Source organism: Nonomuraea africana (genome assembly GCF_014873535.1).
Classification (GTDB): Bacteria; Actinomycetota; Actinomycetes; order Streptosporangiales; family Streptosporangiaceae; genus Nonomuraea; species Nonomuraea africana.
In genome coordinates this window covers 7,284,420-7,302,782 of record NZ_JADBEF010000001.1, presented here as the reverse complement: position 1 = coordinate 7,302,782, position 18,363 = coordinate 7,284,420, and the positions used below count along the sequence as shown (strand labels likewise).

General features: G+C 70.0%; 17 protein-coding genes and 2 pseudogenes. 14 read left to right on the top strand and 5 right to left on the bottom strand.

Features of this window, described 5'->3' with window-relative positions; genetic code table 11:
* The first annotated feature begins 128 nt into the window (after window positions 1–128).
* Window positions 129–305 carry a hypothetical protein gene (locus H4W81_RS34690; RefSeq protein ID WP_192778655.1) on the top strand — a complete coding sequence of 59 codons (177 nt, stop codon included), beginning with the start codon at window positions 129–131 and terminating at the stop codon, window positions 303–305.
* A 22-nt stretch (window positions 306–327) separates the two neighbouring features.
* On the opposite strand, the gene H4W81_RS47905 is transcribed toward H4W81_RS34690, so the two are convergent.
* Window positions 328–2,028 (bottom strand): DoxX family membrane protein, encoded by a 1,701-nt coding sequence (locus H4W81_RS47905; protein WP_225958938.1) that lies wholly within the window; start codon window positions 2,026–2,028, stop codon window positions 328–330.
* Between the two features lie 228 nt (window positions 2,029–2,256).
* Here H4W81_RS47905 and H4W81_RS34680 point away from each other — a divergent pair, with 228 nt between their 5' ends.
* On the top strand, window positions 2,257–3,180 hold the full coding sequence (locus H4W81_RS34680; RefSeq protein ID WP_192778654.1) for a DUF5996 family protein: 924 nt from the start codon (window positions 2,257–2,259) through the stop codon (window positions 3,178–3,180).
* Here H4W81_RS34680 and rpsR read toward each other — a convergent pair.
* Together rpsR and H4W81_RS34670 are read right to left on the bottom strand one after the other, a co-directional pair.
* A complete protein-coding gene (gene rpsR, locus H4W81_RS34675; RefSeq protein ID WP_192778653.1) occupies window positions 3,175–3,402 on the bottom strand; it encodes a 30S ribosomal protein S18 in 228 nt (75 codons plus the stop codon). The genes H4W81_RS34680 and rpsR overlap by 6 nt on opposite strands.
* Entirely contained in the window at window positions 3,399–4,505 is a 1,107-nt protein-coding gene (locus tag H4W81_RS34670) for a CobW family GTP-binding protein (protein ID WP_192778652.1), read from the bottom strand. The genes rpsR and H4W81_RS34670 overlap by 4 nt, the downstream gene beginning before the upstream one ends.
* 73 nt (window positions 4,506–4,578) lie before the next feature.
* On the opposite strand from H4W81_RS34670, the gene rpmB reads away from it, so the two are divergent.
* The 8 genes from rpmB (at window position 4,579) to H4W81_RS34630 (ending at window position 12,341) form a co-directional block, all read left to right on the top strand.
* Window positions 4,579–4,815 carry a 50S ribosomal protein L28 gene (gene rpmB / locus H4W81_RS34665; protein WP_192778651.1) on the top strand — a complete coding sequence of 79 codons (237 nt, stop codon included), beginning with the start codon at window positions 4,579–4,581 and terminating at the stop codon, window positions 4,813–4,815.
* On the top strand, window positions 4,815–5,114 hold the full coding sequence (rpsN, locus tag H4W81_RS34660; protein WP_192778650.1) for a 30S ribosomal protein S14: 300 nt from the start codon (window positions 4,815–4,817) through the stop codon (window positions 5,112–5,114). Before rpmB ends, rpsN begins: the two co-directional genes overlap by 1 nt.
* A 2-nt stretch (window positions 5,115–5,116) precedes the next feature.
* Window positions 5,117–5,275: a 50S ribosomal protein L32 gene (gene rpmF / locus H4W81_RS34655; RefSeq protein WP_192778649.1), complete on the top strand. Its 159-nt coding sequence runs from the start codon at window positions 5,117–5,119 to the stop codon at window positions 5,273–5,275.
* An 89-nt stretch (window positions 5,276–5,364) separates the two neighbouring features.
* Complete coding sequence (locus H4W81_RS34650; protein ID WP_192781227.1) at window positions 5,365–6,759, top strand: TrkH family potassium uptake protein; 1,395 nt, start codon at window positions 5,365–5,367, stop codon at window positions 6,757–6,759.
* Window positions 6,760–6,841: 82 nt separating this feature from the next.
* A complete protein-coding gene (gene wrbA / locus H4W81_RS34645) occupies window positions 6,842–7,462 on the top strand; it encodes an NAD(P)H:quinone oxidoreductase (protein WP_192778648.1) in 621 nt (206 codons plus the stop codon).
* 368 nt (window positions 7,463–7,830) lie between these two features.
* On the top strand, window positions 7,831–8,448 hold the full coding sequence (locus tag H4W81_RS48925) for an RNA-guided endonuclease InsQ/TnpB family protein (protein WP_192778647.1): 618 nt from the start codon (window positions 7,831–7,833) through the stop codon (window positions 8,446–8,448).
* Window positions 8,449–8,477: 29 nt separating this feature from the next.
* Window positions 8,478–10,682: a polysaccharide lyase family 8 super-sandwich domain-containing protein gene (locus tag H4W81_RS34635; RefSeq protein WP_192778646.1), complete on the top strand. Its 2,205-nt coding sequence runs from the start codon at window positions 8,478–8,480 to the stop codon at window positions 10,680–10,682.
* A 150-nt stretch (window positions 10,683–10,832) separates the two neighbouring features.
* The gene (locus tag H4W81_RS34630; RefSeq protein WP_192778645.1) at window positions 10,833–12,341 is read left to right on the top strand and encodes a S41 family peptidase; all 1,509 of its coding nucleotides are present in this window, start codon (window positions 10,833–10,835) and stop codon (window positions 12,339–12,341) included.
* Between the two features lie 60 nt (window positions 12,342–12,401).
* Here the strand turns inward: H4W81_RS34630 and H4W81_RS34625 are convergent, their stop codons facing one another.
* Window positions 12,402–13,418, bottom strand: coding sequence for a M14 family zinc carboxypeptidase (locus H4W81_RS34625; RefSeq protein ID WP_192778644.1), 1,017 nt, complete (start codon window positions 13,416–13,418; stop codon window positions 12,402–12,404).
* Between the two features lie 481 nt (window positions 13,419–13,899).
* Between H4W81_RS34625 and H4W81_RS34620 the strand changes: the two are divergent.
* From H4W81_RS34620 to H4W81_RS34605, 4 genes and pseudogenes are all read left to right on the top strand, one after another.
* A pseudogene (locus H4W81_RS34620) lies at window positions 13,900–14,136 on the top strand (NADPH-dependent oxidoreductase); the annotation flags it as partial.
* Window positions 14,133–14,636: a flavin reductase family protein gene (locus tag H4W81_RS34615; RefSeq protein WP_192778643.1), complete on the top strand. Its 504-nt coding sequence runs from the start codon at window positions 14,133–14,135 to the stop codon at window positions 14,634–14,636. The pseudogene H4W81_RS34620 and the gene H4W81_RS34615, both read left to right, overlap by 4 nt.
* Window positions 14,637–14,754: 118 nt before the next feature.
* Window positions 14,755–16,947: a transglycosylase domain-containing protein gene (locus tag H4W81_RS34610; protein WP_192778642.1), complete on the top strand. Its 2,193-nt coding sequence runs from the start codon at window positions 14,755–14,757 to the stop codon at window positions 16,945–16,947.
* A gap of 154 nt (window positions 16,948–17,101) precedes the next feature.
* Window positions 17,102–17,512 carry a VOC family protein gene (locus H4W81_RS34605; RefSeq protein ID WP_192778641.1) on the top strand — a complete coding sequence of 137 codons (411 nt, stop codon included), beginning with the start codon at window positions 17,102–17,104 and terminating at the stop codon, window positions 17,510–17,512.
* A 9-nt stretch (window positions 17,513–17,521) separates the two neighbouring features.
* On the opposite strand, the pseudogene H4W81_RS34600 reads toward H4W81_RS34605, so the two are convergent.
* A pseudogene (locus H4W81_RS34600) lies at window positions 17,522–18,356 on the bottom strand (IS5 family transposase).
* Window positions 18,357–18,363 lie beyond the last annotated feature (7 nt).

The window sequence follows — 18,363 nt, the reverse complement described above, 5'->3', positions numbered from 1 at the left end:
ACCGGATCTTCTCCGCACGCGCGTAATCCCATGCGAGGCCCCGATAGACAGGTAGCTCAGGGACGACGACGTCGTTTCCGGGGAAATCTCCTGCGCCCCGGCGGAAATGGCAGGGGGAAGGGGCTCTCATGCGACTGCGACATCCGGACGGGACCGGACCGGCCCGCGAGCGGCGACCGCGGGCGGGCAGGCGGGTCTCGGTGCCGCCGATGGACCTGCCGGGTCAGGAACCGGCCGACGACCCGGACCGTCCCGAACCGGCCGAACCCGCCACCGAGCCGCCCCAGGAACCCGTGCTCTGCTGACGGCTCGCGGGTTCCCGCCGGATCACACCTGTCCGCCGACGCCCAGCCTGCGTCTGACCGCGGCCAGCTCGCCCTTCAGCCGGTCCACCTCGGCGCGCAGCTCCTCCAGCTCGGTCCGGTAGGCCTGGCGCTCGTCGTCGGACGGCGGTTCGGGAGCTCCTCCCTGCGCCGGCACGGAATGCCCGCCCATCGGCGTCTCCCGCGTGCCGCTCCCCGGGGTGCCCCGATCTTCCGGCGCCGCCTCTTCCTCGAAGCCGTTGGCGCTGTCGAGCGGTCTGGGCTCGGACGTCCTTTCGCCCTCGGGGACATCGGGATCCGAGGGGCTCTCCTCCTCGGCCGCGTCCCTGGGCTGCAGATCCTCGGGTGTCTTGCGGAAGTCGGGCTCCGCTTTCTCCTCGCTTCCGCCGGGCCGCTCCGACGCGGCGTCATCGCTGCCCATGAAGGGGCGCGGTCTCGTCTCGTCCTCGCCGGTGGAGTGATCCGAGGCGGTGGTTCCGGGCCTGGCGGGTTCGTCCAGCCAGCTCGGGCGTCCTTCGTCCGGGTTCATGTCGCTTCTGTCGTCGGCCGGGTCGCGGGGGGTCGGGCCGGGGTTTCCCGGCATGCGGCCCGCCATGCCGGCCCACTTGTCCTCGCTCGGTCCACCTGATGACCCCATCAACGAGTCGTAGATGGGGCTGGGCGGGGTGTCCTCCGCGCTGTGCGGGATCTCGCCGAGGGTGTCGTGGGCAGGGTCACCCGCGTCATGGAACTTGTCGGCGCCGTGGCGGGAGTTCGAGCCGCCGGACATCGCCGACATCCCCATGGCGCCCACGGCCATCCCGGCCGCTCCCATGGCGACAGGGCCAGGACCCGAACCCGTGCCGGACGGACGGCGCTCGGCGTCGGCGTCGGCGGGGCCGGTCCTCGAGCCGGAGGCCGGGCCTTCGGCGCTCGTGCCGGGGATCCTGCGCTCGGTGTCAGCGTCAGAGGCCCCCTCGCCGGAGGGTGGGCGGCCGGTGGACGGAGGTTCGGTGTGCTGGTCCGGGCGCGGGCCGGAGGGCGGACGTTCGGCGTCCGAGTCGTTGTCCGCTCGTTCGGTGCCGGTGGCGTCCGCGTCGCCTGGGAGGGGGCTCACGGCCGTCGCGCCCGCGAGTGGTGCGGTGGTCGTGCTGTCGGCGAGCGTCGGCGTGGTTTCGGGCTGGGTGGTGTCGGGCTGGGAGGCGGCCGAGCCCGGCTCGTCGGATGGACGCGAGACGATCACGGAGCCTCGGGGCTCGGCGGTCGCCGCCGCCGCCGCGGCTGTCGCGGCCTCGGTTTCGCGACGGTCCCTGCGCTTGGCCATGGCGCGGTTCAGCAGGCCGTCCACGCTGATCCGGCCGCCCCCCAACGCCATCAGCAGCAGGCAGGCGGCGGCGAGAGCGACAACGAGTTCCCACCTCGGCGTGCTGTTGAAGACACCGGCACGGCTCTCGACGAAATACCCCGCGCCGACCATGTCGGCGAACAGCAACGCCGCCGCCAGCCGTACGCCCAGACCGATGATGAGCATCGCCCCGCCGATGATCTCGACGACGGTGGCGAACACGGCTGCCAGCTGTGGGCTGGGCACGCCGAGCTGCGAGAACATGGCAGTGGTGTTCTCCAGGCCGCCCTGCCACTTCTGCAGCCCGTGCGCCATGAAGATGACGCCGACCACGATGCGGGCCACGAGCAGTGCGAGATCGCTGGTGATTCTCTTCAACATGCCAATCCCTCCCCCATCGCGTTCATGCCCCTACGTACGACAAAAGCGCTGTATGTCGGGATTTGCGAGTAGAGGTTTGACTTGCGCTATGCCTGATCGGGCGAAAAGTGGCGTGGCAGGGGTGGGCGCCAAGGGGTATGGCCTAGCGTCGGTTGGCTCTGTCGTGGCCTGCGACAAAAAGCACCAAAGCCACGTTCGCCGTGGTGGGCGGAGGGGCAGCATGGGCGCATGGAGCTGTTTCCCGCCATTCCCTACGAGGACTGGCTCGACACCAAGGACACCGTCCACAGGTTCGCGCAGATCGTGGGGAAGGTACGGCTGGCCGTCAGCACGCGGCGCAACCACTGGTGGAACGTGCCCTTCCACCTCACCGGGCGTGGCCTGACGACCAGGCCCATGGGCCTGCCCGAGCCGTTCAGCATCGACTTCGACCTGGTCAGGCATCGGCTGGTGGTCGACAAGGCGGACGGGCGCTGCGCGGAGTTCTCGCTGATCGGACTGTCGGTGGCGGACTTCTACGCCAACCTCTTCCAGCTTCTCGACGATCTCGGGATAGGGGTGGAGATCCTCGCGGTGCCATACGACCTGACGGACCGCACCCCGTTCGCGCAGGACACCAAGCACGCGGCCTACGACCCCGCGCTGGTCACCCGCTACTGGACGGTCCTGTCGCAGGTCGGGCAGGTGCTGGAGCGCTACGCCGCCGACTTCACCGGGAAGACCAGCCCCGTCCACCACTTCTGGCACACCTTCGACATCGCGGTCACGCGCTTCACCGGCAGGGTGGTGAGCGTCTCGCGCGAGAGCGACTCCGTCACCAGGGAGGCCTACAGCTGGGAGGTGATCAGCGCTGGGTTCTGGTTCGGCGACGAGGAGCGGCCGTGGCCCGCGTTCTACTCCTACACCGCGCCCGAGCCCGAGGGCCTGGACACGCGCCCGCTCTGGCCCGACCAGGCGGTCTGGTTTCCGTCGAGAGGCAGCCACCTCGCGATCCTGAAGTACGACGACGCCAGGCTGAGTGACGACCCCGTGGCCACCGTGCTCGGCTTCCTGGAGAGCGCCTACCAGGCGGGCGCGGAGCTGACCGGCTGCGACGCGGCGCTGGTGCCGAGGATCGAGGGTGTCACCGACCCCTATCTCGAGGAGTCATGACCGCTGCCTGGTGGCGTACGGCAGCAGCGCCATCTCCCTGGCGTTCTTGATCGCCCTGGCCAGCTGCCGCTGCTGCTGGACCGTCACCCCCGTCACCCTCCTGCTGCGGATCTTCCCCCTGTCCGAGATGAACTTCCGCAGCAGGTCGGTGTCCTTGTAGTCGACGAACCCGACGTGCTCCAGCGGGTTGCTCTTCTTCCTCGGCGGACGGCGCGGCTTCATGCGATCTCCCTCAGGTCGAGGACGTGGGCGAACGGATCGTCACAGGGGACGGACTCCCCCTGGGTGAGCAGGCACGAGTCGAGCAGCGCGTGGAAGCGCTCGCGGTCGAGGTCGGGCCCGGTGAAGACGAGGTGCTGCACGCGGTCGCCGAAGACCGGGTCCCAGTCGAGGGCGGCGGCCGTACGGCGGGCCGGCGAGGTCAGCTCCCACGCGGCCTCGGGAAGGGCGGCCAGCCACGGCCCGGCGTCCTCCACCGAGACCACGCCCGCGACCGCGTCCCAGGCGAGCATCCGGTCCCTCCTGGTGGCCAGCCAGAACCTGCCGCGCGACCGGACCGACTCGGTGACCAGCTCGTCCACGGCGTCGAAGAAGCGGCCGGGGTGCAGCGGCCCGCGCCGGTTCCAGACGACGGTGACGATCTCGTCGGTCGTGGCCTCGCTGGGCAGCTGGGCGGTGGCGGGGTCGACGCGGTCGGCCAGCTCCTGCGGGCACAGCGCCGCGCCGGTCACCGGGGGAAGCGCGTCGTGCAGGACGGGGGTGTGCGGGGCCAGGTGGCCGAGCACGGCCGTCGAGAGCTCGACGTCGTCCTCGTCGGAGCCGTGCAGGTACAGCGCGGTGCCGTACTCGATCTGGCGGGCCAGCACCTCGGCCAGGTGGCGCTCGTCGCCCGCCGCCGCGTGCCTGCCCGACCTGGCGAGGGGTTCGCCCCTGCTGAGGTCGTGCGGCAGGTGCTCGGCGTCCAGCGCGGTCAGGACGCAGGTCAGGGCGAACAGCTCGGGGTCGAGCGCCTCGGCCACCGAGCGGGGCTCGACGGAGTCCCACAGGTCGACGATCAGCGGGGCGGCCGTGGCGGCGTGCCGTACGAGCTGGGGGAGCAGGTCTTCGCGGACGGTGCACGTGACGCAGCCGTGGGCCAGGCGGATCTCGGTCAGGTCGAGCACGCGGAAGCGGTCGCGGACGAGCCTGCTGACCCGGCCGGTGGTGACGGCGCGCAGGTCGTGGTGGAGGGCGACCGCCCCCTGATGTTCCTGGAGCAGTCGATCCACGGCGGCGGCGCGGGCGCCCGCATGCAGGCCCGCGACGAGGACGACGGGTGTCGGCACGAGTTCCTCCGAAGCAAAATGAAAATCGTTATCGGTATCATGGCATGCGCTGTCAACCGAGAAGGAGGATCTGATGTCGGCCGTGTGTCAGCTCACCGGGACCAAACCGGTCTTCGGCAACAACGTCTCGCACTCCCACCGGCGCACCCGGCGCCGCTGGAACCCCAACATCCAGCACCATCGCTATTGGCTCCCCAGCGAGAACCGGTTCGTCCGGCTCACGCTGAGCGCCCGAGCGATCAGGACCGTGGACAAGATCGGTGTGGAACGGGCCGTCGCCCGCATCCGCGCCAGAGGAGAGAGGGTCTGATGGCCAAGAAGAGCAAGATCGCCGCCAACGAGCGCAGGAAGTCCGTCGTCGCCCGCCACGCCGTTCGCCGCGCCGAGCTCAAGGAGCTCATCCGCACCGGCGACCCCGAGCAGCGGGTCGCGGCGGCTCGCGAGCTGTCCCGCCAGCCGCGCGACGCGAGCGCCACCAGGATCCGCAACCGCGACTCCGTGGACGGCAGGCCGCGCGGGCACCTGAGCAGGTTCGGCCTCTCGCGGGTGCGGTTCAGGGAGATGGCGCACCGCGGCGAGCTGCCCGGCATCACGAAGGCGAGCTGGTAGCCATGGCCGTTCCCAAGCGGAAGACCTCCCGTGCCAACACCCGTCACCGCCGCGCCCAGTGGAAGGCCGCCAGGCCCGACCTGGTCCCGATCACGGTGGCGGGCCGCGAGCTGCTGGTTCCCCGCCGCCTGATCCGCGCCTACCGGCGCGGCCTCCTCTGATGAAAGCCCCCGCCTGACGGGCTGTGACATGCGGCTCCCAGGCCGTCAAGACGCCGTCAAGATTGGACGAATCCCGCTTTTGGCGCTGTATATCCCCTAGTGGTGTGCTGCTCCATCAGCGGAAGAGGTTGGTCATGAGGCGGGCGTCAGCCGTACTCGAGCGTTTTCAGCACCCCGCCCAAGTCATCGTCACCGGGTTCGGGGCCGCGGTCCTTCTCGGTACGGCGTTGCTGGCCCTGCCTCTGGCCACCACGTCGGGGCAGTCGGCGGGCTGGCTGGCCGCGCTGTTCACGGCCACGTCGGCGGTCTGCGTGACGGGCCTCGTGGTCGTGGACACCGAGACACACTGGTCCGTCTTCGGCGAGGTGGTGATCGCGGCGCTGGTCCAGATCGGCGGTCTCGGCATCATGACCCTGGCGACGCTGTTCACCGTGCTGGTCTCCGGCCGGGTCGGGCTCCGCGTGCGGATCTTCGCCCAGGCCGAGACCAAGACGGTGCGCATGGTCGACATCAGGCACGTGGTGCGCAAGGTCGTGCTGTTCAGCCTGGCCTGCGAGGCCGTCGTCGCGGTGCTGCTCACCGCCAGGTTCGCCTTCGGGTACGGCGAGCCGTTCGGCAGGGCGGTCTACCTGGGCGTCTTCCACGCCGTCTCGTCGTTCAACAACGCGGGGTTCGCGCTGTGGTCCGACAACCTCATGGGCTTCGTGTCCGACCCGTGGATCTGCCTGACGATCGCCGTGGCGGTGATCGTGGGCGGGCTCGGCTTCCCCGTGATGTTCGAGCTGGTCCGCTCGTGGCGGCACCCGGGCAAGTGGTCCGTCCTCACCAGGCTGACCGTGGGCATCACCGCGATCCTGCTGGTCGGCGGGACCCTGGTGTTCCTGGCCACCGAGTGGCACAACCCCAGGACGCTGGGCGCGCTCGACGACCCGGGCAAGGTGCTCGCCGCCTTCTTCACCGCCGTCATGCCGAGGACGGCCGGCTTCAACAGCCTGGACATCGCGGCGATGTACCCGTCGAGCTGGCTGGCGACCGACCTGCTGATGTTCATCGGCGGCGGCAGCGCGGGGACGGCCGGCGGCATCAAGGTCACCACGTTCGGCCTGCTGGCGTTCGTCATCTGGGCCGAGATGCGCGGCGAGCCCGAGGTGAACATCGGCCACCGCCGCCTGCCCGAGACGGCGCAGCGTCAGGCCATCTCGATCAGCCTGATCAGCGTCGCCCTGGTCGCCGTCTCCACCTACGTGATGCTGGTCCTGACCCCGCACACGCTCGACCAGGTGCTGTTCGAGGTGGTGTCCGCCTTCGGCACGACGGGGCTGTCCACCGGCATCACCGCGCAGACCGGCACGGCGGGCCAGGTGCTGCTGGTTCTGCTCATGTTCGTCGGCAGGACCGGGCCGCTCACCCTCGGCTCGGCCCTGGCGCTCAAGGACCGCACCCGTCGCTACCAGCTCCCCGAGGAGCGAGTCATCGTCGGTTGAGCAAACAGTCACGATTTTTGACTATAAAGGATTCTGACTATATCGTCGGTGTTCCCGCTGCATCCTTCTTTCAGGAGCCATCGTGAACACTCCCGTGAACCTGTCCATCGTCTACTACTCCTCCACGGGGACGATCGCCGCGATCGCCCAGGAAATGGCCGAGATCGCGGAGAAGGCGGGTGCCGAGGTACGCCTGCGCAGGGTGGCCGAGCTCGCCCCGCAGTCCGCCATCGACTCCAACCCCGCCTGGGCCGCCCATGCCGCCGCCACCGCGGACGTCCCCATCGTCACGGCCGACGACCTGGTCTGGGCCGACGCGGTGATCATGGGTTCGCCAACCCGGTTCGGGAACATCTCCTCGCAGCTCAAGCAGTTCCTCGACACGCTGTCAGGGCCGTGGAGCCAGAATCTGCTCGCCGACAAGGTCTACAGCGGCTTCACCTCCACCGGCACCGCGCACGGCGGCCACGAGTCCACGCTGCTGGCGCTGTACAACACCTTCATCCACCTCGGCGGCGTCATCGTCCCGCCGGGCTACACCCACCCCGACAAGTGGGCCGACGGCAACCCGTACGGCACCTCCCACTGCGACAGGGGCGGCACGCACGCCGTGGACGACATCACCCGCGCCGCGGCCCGCGTCCAGACCGAGCGGGTGCTGAAGTTCGCCCGGGCGACGAAGGCCGCCGCGTCCGCCGCATGACCACCCCCGCCGCATGACCACCCCCGCCGCGTGACCATCCCCGCCGCGTGACCACCCCCACGGCCACGCGGAACGGCCCCCACCCCGCCGCGGCCCCTCACAGGCGTGCGAGGCTCCGCGGCGGGGTCCCGGGTCGCTTGCTGCCTACCCTCCGGCCCTGAGCTCGGCCACGGGAGGGGCTTGGCCGCCATCCGCATGCGGCCGGCGGCGGTTTGTCACACTTCGAGGATCGGCGCCCTCTCCCTATCGCCGCAGCTACGCCTTGGCATCAACCATCGAGGGCGCGGACCCCTGGTTTCAGCCATCGGGGTAAGCCGTTCTCTCGAATCTTTGAGCGGTCAGACACCGCATCGCGGCATAATGATCGTGTGGCCGTGACCCTCCGCACGAACGGCAACATTCAGCAGCAGCTCGCTCGCACCCGCAAGGGATCGAACCGGCGCAAGCGGGTGGTGGCCAAGCTGGGGGCGGTGATGGCTCGGGTACGGCAACGCCGTCAGGACTTCAACGCCCAGACCGCTGCCGTGCTGGTGTCTCGGTATGGCACGGTCGTGCTGGAAGACTTGAAGACCCGGAACATGACCAGCTCGGCGTCCGGGACCGTCGAGACCCCCGGCGGCAGGGTGAGGCAGAAGGCCGGGCTGAACCGCGCCATCCTGGACAAAGGTTGGCACGGGCTGGAAATCGCCCTGACGGGAGCGGCCCGCTATACGGGCACGCAGATCGTGAAAGTGAATCCGGCGTACACGTCCCAGACGTGCGCGGCCTGCGAGCATGTGAACCCGAAGTCCCGCGAGAGTCAAGCGGTGTTTCGGTGCACGGCCTGCGGCCTGGTCGCGCACGCCGACGTGAACGCCGCCATCAACATCAAGAACGCGGGCGGGCAGTCCGTGTCAGGACGTGGAGACCTCGCCGTTGGGCGGTCTGCGAAACGTCAACCACCAATCGGGCGGTCACGGCCGCCGGCTGGAATCCCCCGGCTTTGAGCCGTGAGGAGGAAGTCAAAATCCCAGGCGTGGGTGGATACTCCAGGCGGTTGGCTCTCCGGCTCGGCGGCGTCGCCGCGGCGGGAGCGGTGATCCCCGCGAGCGCCGCCCGCTCCTCCGCCGAGCACATCTGGCCCGAGTCCTTCGCCCTGCTGCGCAACCGGTGGCGGGACGTGACGGTCGAGCCGTACCGGAGCAGGCCGGAGCGCCTGGGGATGACGGCGGCCGGCTACCGGGACACCATGGCGCCCACCCGCGCGTCGCTCTGGCCCGATCTGGCCTTCCCCTCCTTCGACGACACCCCCGAGCGGCTCCTCACGATGGCCCGCGCGTACGCCATGGAGGGGACCGGACTCACCGGCGACGCGAGCCTGGCGGCGGCCGTCGCCACCGGCCTCGACCACTACCGGCGGCGGGTGTACACCGCGGGCAGGGACCCGGTGGGCAACTGGTGGACCTGGCAGATCGGCGTCCCGAAACGGCTGCTCGACGCGGCCGTGCTGATCGCCCCGCACCTGACGGAGCGGCGGAGCAGGGCGCTGCGCGACGCGGTGGACCACTTCGTGCCCGAGCGCCGCCTGGCCGACTACCGGCGCACCAGCACCGGGGCCAACAGGGTGGACCTGTGCACGGTGATGCTGCTGCGCGCCGTCCTCAGGTCGGACCCGGGGAAGGTGGCGCTGGCGGTCTCGGCGCTGTCGCCCGTCTTCTCCTACGTCAGGGAGGGCGACGGGTTCTACCGCGACGGCTCGTTCATCCAGCACACGTCCGTCCCCTACCAGGGCGGGTACGGCGTGGTGCTGCTGTCGGGACTCGCCACCCTGTTCGCGGTGCTGCGCGGCTCGCCCTGGGAGATCACCAGCAAGGTCGTCCTCGACAGCGTCGAGAGGTCGTTCGCGCCCTTCGTCCACGACGGCTTCTGCATGGACCTGGTCAACGGCCGGGGGATCAGCAGGCGCGCGTACGGCGACTACCGGAGGGGAGACGCCCTCGGCTCGGCCATCCTCCTGCTGAGCGAGTCGGCCCCGGCCGCCGAGCGGGCCCGCTGGCGCGGCATGGTCAAGGGATGGGCGACGCGCAGCGCCCGCACCGACGGCCGGTTCGCCGCACTCGTGGCCGACGACACGGTTCCGGCGCTTCCCGAGCCCGAGGGGCACCGGCTGCTGCCGATGAGCGCCCGTGCCGTCCACCGCAGGCAGGGCTGGTGCGCGGGGCTCAGCATGGCCTCCCACCGGATCGGCCACTACGAGCACGGCAACGGGGAGAACGAACGCGGCTGGCACACCGGCTCGGGCATGCTCTACTGGTGGGCCGAGGGCCACGGCGAGCAGTACTCCGACTCCTTCTGGCACACCGTCGACCCCTACCGCCTGCCCGGCACCACCGTCTCCATGCGGCGGCTGCCCGACGGCGCGGGGAAGGGGTGGGGCGACACCTGCCCGCCGGCCCGCTGGGTGGGCGGCGCCACCGACGGCTGGTACGCGACCGTCGGCCAGCACCTGTACGGCCTCGAGAGCACGATGGAGGCCTTCAAGTCGTGGTTCTTCCTCGACGACACGATCGTCTGCATGGGCGCGGGGATCACCTCCCGAGACGGCGTGCCGGTCGAGACCATCGTCGACAACCGCCGAGCCGACGGGGGCCTCACCCTCGACGCCGGCCTGGCCCATCTGGAGGGGCACGGCGGCTACGTCCTGCCCACCGGCGACGGCCTCCGCACGGTGCGGGAATACCGCTCCGGCGGCTCGGCGAGCAGGGGCTACGTGACCCTCTGGCTGGACCACGGCGTCGATCCCCGCTCGGCCGCGTACGTCTACCAGCTCATGCCGGGCGCCAGCCTGTCGCGGACCAGGGCGCGCGCCGCCGACCCGCTGTGGGCGCGCGTGCTCGCCAACACCGCCGGGCGGCAGGGGATCCACGTGCCGTCGCTGGGGCTCACCGCGGTCAATTTCTGGAACGGCGGAGCCGCCGGCGGCCTGACCGCCTCCGACCCGTGCGCGGTCCTGGTACGGGAGCGCGGCGACGGCACGGCCACGCTGACCGTGTCGGATCCGCGATGCGACCTGAGCGAGCTGGCCGTGACCTGGGACCGGCCCGTGGCCGGGGTGCTCGACGGTCATCCCTCCCTGGCCGCCACCACGACCGGGCCGCGGCTCACCCTGGCCTTCGAGCGGCCGGCCGACCTGGACGGCGGCTCGGCGACGGTCACCGTACGGCTCGACGGAGCCGCCTGATCCTCCCTGAGGGCGTCGATCCCCGGTCCCCGCGGTTCAAGAAGGCGGAGGCGGCCTGCGCGAAGCACCAGCCGCAGAACCTCCCGAAGAAGAAGGTCAACGGGTAGCGGAAACACTCGGGAAACCGCCGTCCCGGTAGAACCGGTGCCCGTGACAGACGACATGACGCGCCCTTCGAAGACCAGGGGATGGCTCGCCGCCGTACCGGTATGCCTCGGCACGGTGGTGGCGCTGGGGGCCTGCGCACCCGCGCAGGCCGTACCGGCCAGAACCGCTCCGGCAAGAACCGCTCCGGCCAGCACCGCTCCGGCCAGCACCGCTCCGGCCGGAACCGCCCCTGCCTGCGCCGAGCCGACCGGACGGCCGCAGCCGCGGCCGGTGACGGCCACCACGATCAGCACCGTCGAGCAGGTGTACCACTGCCTCTTCAAGCACTACTACGGCGGCGAGAAGCTGGACAGCCGGCGGCTGCTGACCGCGGCCTTCGCCGGGCTCGCGCGGGAGCTCCACCGGCGCGGACGCGACCTGCCTGAGGCCGCGATGCCCGCGCTGTCCGGTCAGCGGCAGAGCGACTGGGCGGCGTTCAGCGCTGTCCACACCCGCGTCATCGACCAGATGGCGGGCGACGACCTGCGTCAGCACCTGGCCGCCGCCACGATCAACGGCATGGTGGACAGCCTGGGTGACAACCACGCCCGATGGGTGCGTCCCGAAGGGGGCGTCGACCGCAGACCCGGCACGGAGTTCGGGCTGGGGTTCGACACCTCTCCCTTCGCAGGCGTCGTGACCGGCGCGCCGCAGCAGACGACACCGCCGCTCCACGTCACCGTCGTCCGCGGCGGACCCGCGGCGGACAAGGGCCTGCGTCCAGGCGACATCATCCGGTCGGTCAATGGGGCACCGCCGTTCGTCGGCGGCATCCTGTCCGTCGGCGCCGTGCGGCCGCTCTTCCAGAGCCGGCCAGGCGACCAGGTCGAGCTCAGGCTGCACCGCCCCGCCACCGGCCGCACCTGGACGGTGACCATGAAGCCCGCCGGCTACCGGCCGAACCCGAAGACCACCCCGATGGTGACGGCGAAGGCACTGAAGGGAGGCGTCGCGTACGCCAGGGTGGCCGCCTTCGGACCGCGCGTGGCGGACACGGCCCGCAAGGCGATCTCCGACCTGGGCAAGGGCAAGAAGCAGCGCGGGGTGGTCCTCGACCTGCGCGGCAACACCGGCGGAATCCCCGGCGAGGTCAACAGGCTGCTCGGCGCGTTCGCCCATGGCAAGATCACCGCCTACCACTGCGACGCCGACGAGAGGTGTGCCGCCGACCGCACCGACGACAGCGTGGCGCTGCTGAACCTGCCGCTTGTCGTGCTCGTCGACCGCGACTGCGCCTCGGCGTGCGACCACTTCGTCTCCGCGGTCAAGCACCACAAGCTCGGTCCCGTGGTCGGCACCCGAACCGCCGGAGTCGTCTCAGGCGCGGGCCGGCCGCTCCTGCTCGACGACAACAGCATCCTGTCCCTGCCCGACCGGCATCACCGGGGGCCCGACCGGGCGGTCGTCAACGGGATCGGCGTGGCGCCCGACCACTACGTCCCGCTGACCGCGAAGGACCTCTCCACAGGAAAGGACCCGGGCCTGGCGAAGGCCCTCAGCCTGCTCCCATGAGACGGGACGGCTCATCGGTGAGCCGCCGAGCACGCCCCGTCTCGATCAGGATGCCCGCGATCACACGCCGCACGGGCCCTGGGTGGCGCGAGGGACGGCGTCGACGCCGGAGACGTCGGTGCCGGACAGCTCGCCTCGTGCCACCGAGGTGAGCAGCGCCATGGCCGGGACGGTGAACAGCCGCTCCAGGTAGCCGTTACTCTTCTGGCCGACGGAACGGACCTCGTAGAAGATGGCGCCCTGCGTGGTGAAGCCTGGACGGGATCCGTCAGGCCCGGGCCCGCCGAGCAGCATGCGGGAGAACACGGCGTTGGTGATGTCGATGTCGGGGTAGCGGGCGACGTGCGTCTGCCCGAAGCCGTCCAGCGCCTTCACCGACACCATGGACATCTGCCGGTTCGTGAGCCACTGCGCCGCCGTCATGCGGCTGGGGTCGATCGGGCGGACACCGATCTGGAACTGGTTGAGCTCGTCCGTGCCGTTGACCACCGGCGCCGTGCCCATGTGGTGCAGGTCGAGCGCGAGGCGGGGGCGCTTGGCGGCCCAGACGGCGTACCAGGCGCGGGATTCGGGCTGCGCGAAGTTCTCCCAGTCCCTGTTGAGGTCGACGCGGGCCGGGGTGGTGCTCTGCCGGATGTTGGCCTCGGCACCGTCGGGGTTGTACATCGGGATGACGATCACGGTCATCCGCTCCCTGATGAGCCGGGCGTCGGGGTCACCGGAGGCCAGGTGGTCGAGCATCTGCAGGGCGGACTCGGTGGAGTGCAGTTCGTTGCCGTGGATGCGCGCCTGCAGCCAGAACACGTCCGGTCCGTGGCCGACTGTGGCGTACAACAGGTCGCGTCCCTCGCCCGACCGCCCGGCGTTGTGGACGGTGACCAGGCCCTTGCTGGTGCGGACGATGCGGTCCAGGCCCTGCACCACGTCGGCGTAGTTGGCGACGCTGCTGAGGCTCACGTTCTGGTTGTCCTGGATGCAGGGTCCGCCTGGCTGGTGGCCGGGGTCGGCTGTCGCCGGGAGGCCTGTCAGGCAGAGGACGCCGGACAGAATCGCGGCGAATCCGTGACGCATGCGCATGCCGTACTTCTCCTCGATCGGGTCACGCGGGCAGCGTCAGTGTGCGCCTGGGACAGAAATGGATCAATGGGTAAATTCGTGTTTAAGCATGGGCGTCGGCCCATCCGGCGGTGAAGCCGCTGAACAGCAGGGCGGCCAAGGCCGGCGCGACGACCACGTTGACCACCGTGGCACCGGCGAACACGGCGATCGGGCGCCAGCCCGCCTCGCGTAGTGAGGAGACCCGAACTCGAGGCCGATGCTGACCAAGGCCAGGACATCCATGTATATCAAGTAGGAAATGTTGACTTTGCTTCATCAGGCTCGTACGTTCGCGGTATGAGCCAGGGCCTTTACCTGACCAGGCGCCCGCACGTGGACTTCGGCCACGTCGCCAGCGCGCAGTGTCGTTGATCACTTCCCTTGCGACCCCTTCCCCCCGCGCGTCTCGCGTACTGACGCGCCTCCTCCAGAGGAAGCATTCGTGATCAAGATCAAACATGCCCGAGCCGGCACCACGGCGCTGCCGCTCCTTGTCATGGGCGATCCCGCCCACTCCCTGGCGGTCGAGGTGCACCTGCGGCCCCTGCTGGTGGAGCTCGGAGCCACCGTGCCCACCCCTGGCCTCGCCCTGCTCGAATCAGAGATCCCGCACCGGGAGGAGCGCCTCGGGGCATGGGCGGACCGGGTCGCTCCGCAGGTGGCCGTGCCCCTCAAGGAGAGGGTGGCGACCTCATGACGGACACCCTGCCGGACCGTACGGTGAACGCGGAACACTATCGCCGGGCTCTCGCGGTGCACGCCGCGGGCGTCGTGGTGATCACCGCGCAGAGCGAGGGCATCCCTGTGGGTCTGACCGCGACGTCCTTCTCCTCGGTCAGCCTCGACCCCCCTCTGGTCTCCTTCTACGTCGACCAGAGCTCCACCACGTGGCCCTGGCTGCGGTCGGCGGACCACTTCGCGGTCAACGTCCTGGCCAGCGGTCAGGCCGAGCTGGCCGCCAGGTTCGCGCGCAAGGACATCGACAGGTTCGCCGAGCCCACCAGGTGGCGGCCGGGGCCGCTCGGGGCACCGCTGCTCCAGGACGTCTCGGCGCACCTGATCTGCCTGCCCCACGAGACGCTCGACGTCGGTGACCACGTCCTCGTCGTGGGGCTGGTCGCCGAGGCGAACGTGCACGACCCGGGCCGTCCCCTTCTCTACCACCAGGGCAGGTTCGGCCGCTTCATCGCCCTCTGAGCTGCACCTATACGGAAACCGATATCAGCCTCTTCGTGATATCGGTATTAGACAGCAAATGATCCGTTCTGTTTTCCTTCTGGTCGTGCCGTCCCCTTCCAGATAGGTGTCTCTCCTCATGCCAGAACAAGGCCGGCGTCGCTCGGGCGCCGCGTCGAAGATCGCACGCCTGGCCGCCGCGAGCGCACTGGCGGGTGCGCTCGTCGCGGGGATCGCGCTCCCCGCCGTAGGGGGCGCGGGCTTCGGCTTCATGTCGGCGACCGAGGAGCTGAACCTCAAGCCCGCGGACCTCATCGCGCCGCCGCCGGCCGAGGTCACGATCGTGCGGGACGCCAAGGGCAACGAGATCGCCAGGTTCTACGAGGAGTACCGCGAGGTCGTCAGGTTCGACCAGATCGCCGACATCATGAAGACGGCGATCGTCTCGATCGAGGACTACCGGTTCTACGAGCACGGTCCGATCGACATCGAGGGGACGATCCGCGCCTTCGTCAGGAACATGCAGGCGGGCGGCGTGAGCCAGGGCGGGTCGAGCATCACCCAGCAGTACGTGAAGCAGGTGCTCCTCAACGCCGCCGACACCGACGAGGAGAGGAACAGGGCTCTGGGGGCCACCTACGCGCGCAAGCTCAACGAGCTGCGCCACGCGATGGCCGTCGAGGAGAAGTACACCAAGGACCAGATCCTGGAGAAGTACCTCAACATCGCCTACTTCGGCGCGGGCGCCTACGGGGTCGAGGCGGCGGCCAAGCGGTTCTTCGGCGTCAAGGCGAGCGCCCTCAGCCTGCCTCAGGCCGCGACGCTGGCGGGCGCCGTCCAGGACCCCAACGCCACCGACCCCAACCTGGGCAGGAAGCAGCGCGAGCGGCTGAAGAAGCGGCGCGACGTCGTGCTGAACCGGATGGCCGAGCTCGGCAAGATCACCGCGGCCGAGGCGGCGAAGGCGAAGGCCACCAAGCTCGGCTACAAGGGAACGAAGCTGCCAGGTGGCTGCGAGGCCAGCACCTATCCGTACTTCTGCCTCTACGTCCGCCACGAGATCCTCAGCAACCCCGACTTCGGCAAGACGGCCGAGGACCGCCTGGACTTCCTCAACCGCGGCGGGCTGACGATCAGGACCACGATCGACCCGGCCATGCAGGCGGCGGCGGACAAGGCGATCAGGCGGTGGGTGCACGCCTCCGACGATCCGGTCGCATCGGAGGCGCTGGTACAGCCGGGCACCGGGGCGATCAGAGCCATGGCGGCCAGCAGGCCGTACGGCCGGAGCAAGGCCAGGAAGCAGATCGCGTACAACGTCGTCGCCGACGCCGCTCACGGCGGCAGCGTCGGTTTCCAGCCCGGCTCCACCTTCAAGACCTTCGCCCTGCTCAACGCGCTCAAGAAGGGCATGAAGGTCGACGACGGCCTCACCGCAGGCGCCGGCTACCGCGCTTCGGGCTACTCGGCGTTCAAGAACTGCCGGGGCAAGAGCATCGGCGACCCGACCCACACCGTCACCAACGACGAGGGCAGCCCCGGCTGGAAGACCCTCCGAACCGGCACCTGGAGCTCGGTGAACACCTTCTTCATGGAGCTGGAGCAGCGGGTCGGACTCTGCGACACGGTCAAGACGGCCAAGTCGCTGGGCATCCATCGCTCCGACGGGCTCGCGCTCCAGGAGTTCGAGACGTTCGCGCTCGGCATCAACGAGATGGACCCGATCACCGTGGCCAACGCGTACGCCGCGATCGCCGCCCGCGGCCGGTACTGCGCGCCGATGGCGATCACCCACATCACCGACCGCAACGGACGGACCACCAGATACCAGCCCAAGTGCCGCCAGGCGCTCGACCCCGAGATCGCCGACGCGGCGGCCGACGTGCTGTCCGGCGTGTTCACCCACGGCACGATGCGGGGCGTCGGCGGCATCGGCCGCGACGCGGCGGGCAAGACCGGCACCACCGACGGCTACGCCGCCGCGTGGTTCGCCGGGTTCACCCCTGACCTCGCCGGCGCGGTGAGCATCGGCGACCCGCGCGGCTCGACGGACCACAAGCTGATCGGCGTCACGATCGGCGGCCAGTACTACGGCTCGGTCCAGGGCGCCAGCATCCCCGGGCCGATCTGGAAGGACACCATGCTCGCCGCGCTGAGGAACGTCGAGCCCGCGTCCTTCACCCCGATCAACACGTCCAGGTTCGGCGGCTGCAGCCGGCACTGCAGGCCCGCGCCGCGCCCCTCGGACGACGACGCCGCCACCGACGACGCCGCCACCGACGACCCCGACACCCTCGACGCCGACATCACGGAGCCGCTCCCCGCTCGTTGATCGATCTCGGGACCGACCTAGGGCCTGTTTCGAAGTCTGTTTGATGAGCAATGGCGCGGTCGGTGCCAACGTTGCCAAGCTCGAGGACTACCGAGCCTGGCCTCGTGTTCGGGGCAACTCTCAGGCTCCCGTGATCTTCTGGCAAGCTCGCGGGATGCTCAAACTCACCGATTTCATCATCGACTGCCCGGACACCATGAAGCTGGCGGCTTTCTACTCCGAGGTGACAGGCCGCCCGATCAAGGAAGGCAGCCACGAGAACTGGGCCGGTATCCAATTCGGTGAGATCGAGCTGGCCTTCATCCGGGTGGACGATTACCGCGCCCCGCAGTGGCCCGACAGCGAGCACCCCAAGCAGTTCCACCTCGACTTCGAAGTGGACGACATCGAATCCGAGCAGCGCCGCGTCCTCGAACTCGGCGCGACGCTGCAGCAGGACTTCATCGGCCCCGAAGGCTACGGCTGGCGGGTCTATACCGACCCGATTGGCCACCCCTTCTGCCTGTGCCGCAACAAGGGTGTCATCTGGACCGACCAGGGCCCGACCTGGCCCAAGCACGACTAGGACCCTGACTCAACGCGAGGTCAGCAGCCAGTCGTTGATGATGGCGATGTGGAGGCTGGCCTCATAGCGGACGGCGAGTTTGTCGTAGCGGGTGGCGGCGCCGCGGTGGCGTTTGAGTCGGTTGATGCCGCATTCGACGGCGTGACGGCCTCGGTAGTCCTCGCAGCTGAAGCGGGGTGGACGTCCCCCGGCTCTGCCTCGGTCCTTGCGGTGGCGGATCTGGTCGGCAGGTTCGGGGATCGTCGCGAGGATGCTGCGCCTGCGCAGGTAGGCGCGGTTGGCGCGGGAGCTGTAGGCCTTGTCGCCGGTCAGGCCGGGTGCGCGGACGACCGGCCCCGATCCGGGGGACGTTGATGGCGTTCAGGACGTTCCGGAACTGCGGGGAGTCACCACGCTGGCCCGCGGTGAGCAGCAGCGACATCACCTTCTGGCCTTGCTCACAGGCGAGGGGGATCTTGGTGGTGAACCCGCCTCGGGAACGTCCCCGAGCGTGGTCGGCGGGCTCGGTCGTGACGCCACCGGCGGGCTCTTTCTGCGGGGCAGATCGTGCGCCGGCGGCGTGCTGGTGGGCGCGGGCTGTTGTGGAGTCCACACTGATCTCCCAGCTGATCCGGCCGACCGCGTCAGCCCGGGCCTGCAGCTTGGTGATGATCCCCGCCCAGACACCGGCCCGCTGCCATCGGCGGAACAGCGAGTACACCGCCTGTCAGGATCCGTAATGTTCCGGGACGTCCCGCCACGGTGCGCCGACCCTCACCCGCCACCGGATCCCGTCTATGAGCTGCCGTTTCGTCCATGAAGGCGGTCGTCCCGACCGGACGGGCACGGGCAGCAGTGGCTCCAGCCGCGCT

Bases quoted from the DNA above. Each gene is read 5' to 3' on its own strand.
- H4W81_RS34690 (WP_192778655.1), top strand. From the start codon at position 129: ATGCGACTGCGACATCCGGACGGGACCGGACCGGCCCGCGAGCGGCGA.
- H4W81_RS47905 (WP_225958938.1), bottom strand. From the start codon at position 2,028: ATGTTGAAGAGAATCACCAGCGATCTCGCACTGCTCGTGGCCCGCATC.
- H4W81_RS34680 (WP_192778654.1), top strand. From the start codon at position 2,257: ATGGAGCTGTTTCCCGCCATTCCCTACGAGGACTGGCTCGACACCAAG.
- rpsR (WP_192778653.1), bottom strand. From the start codon at position 3,402: ATGAAGCCGCGCCGTCCGCCGAGGAAGAAGAGCAACCCGCTGGAGCAC.
- rpmB (WP_192778651.1), top strand. From the start codon at position 4,579: ATGTCGGCCGTGTGTCAGCTCACCGGGACCAAACCGGTCTTCGGCAAC.
- rpsN (WP_192778650.1), top strand. From the start codon at position 4,815: ATGGCCAAGAAGAGCAAGATCGCCGCCAACGAGCGCAGGAAGTCCGTC.
- rpmF (WP_192778649.1), top strand. From the start codon at position 5,117: ATGGCCGTTCCCAAGCGGAAGACCTCCCGTGCCAACACCCGTCACCGC.
- H4W81_RS34625 (WP_192778644.1), bottom strand. From the start codon at position 13,418: ATGCGCATGCGTCACGGATTCGCCGCGATTCTGTCCGGCGTCCTCTGC.
- H4W81_RS34615 (WP_192778643.1), top strand. From the start codon at position 14,133: ATGACGGACACCCTGCCGGACCGTACGGTGAACGCGGAACACTATCGC.
- H4W81_RS34610 (WP_192778642.1), top strand. From the start codon at position 14,755: ATGCCAGAACAAGGCCGGCGTCGCTCGGGCGCCGCGTCGAAGATCGCA.
- H4W81_RS34605 (WP_192778641.1), top strand. From the start codon at position 17,102: ATGCTCAAACTCACCGATTTCATCATCGACTGCCCGGACACCATGAAG.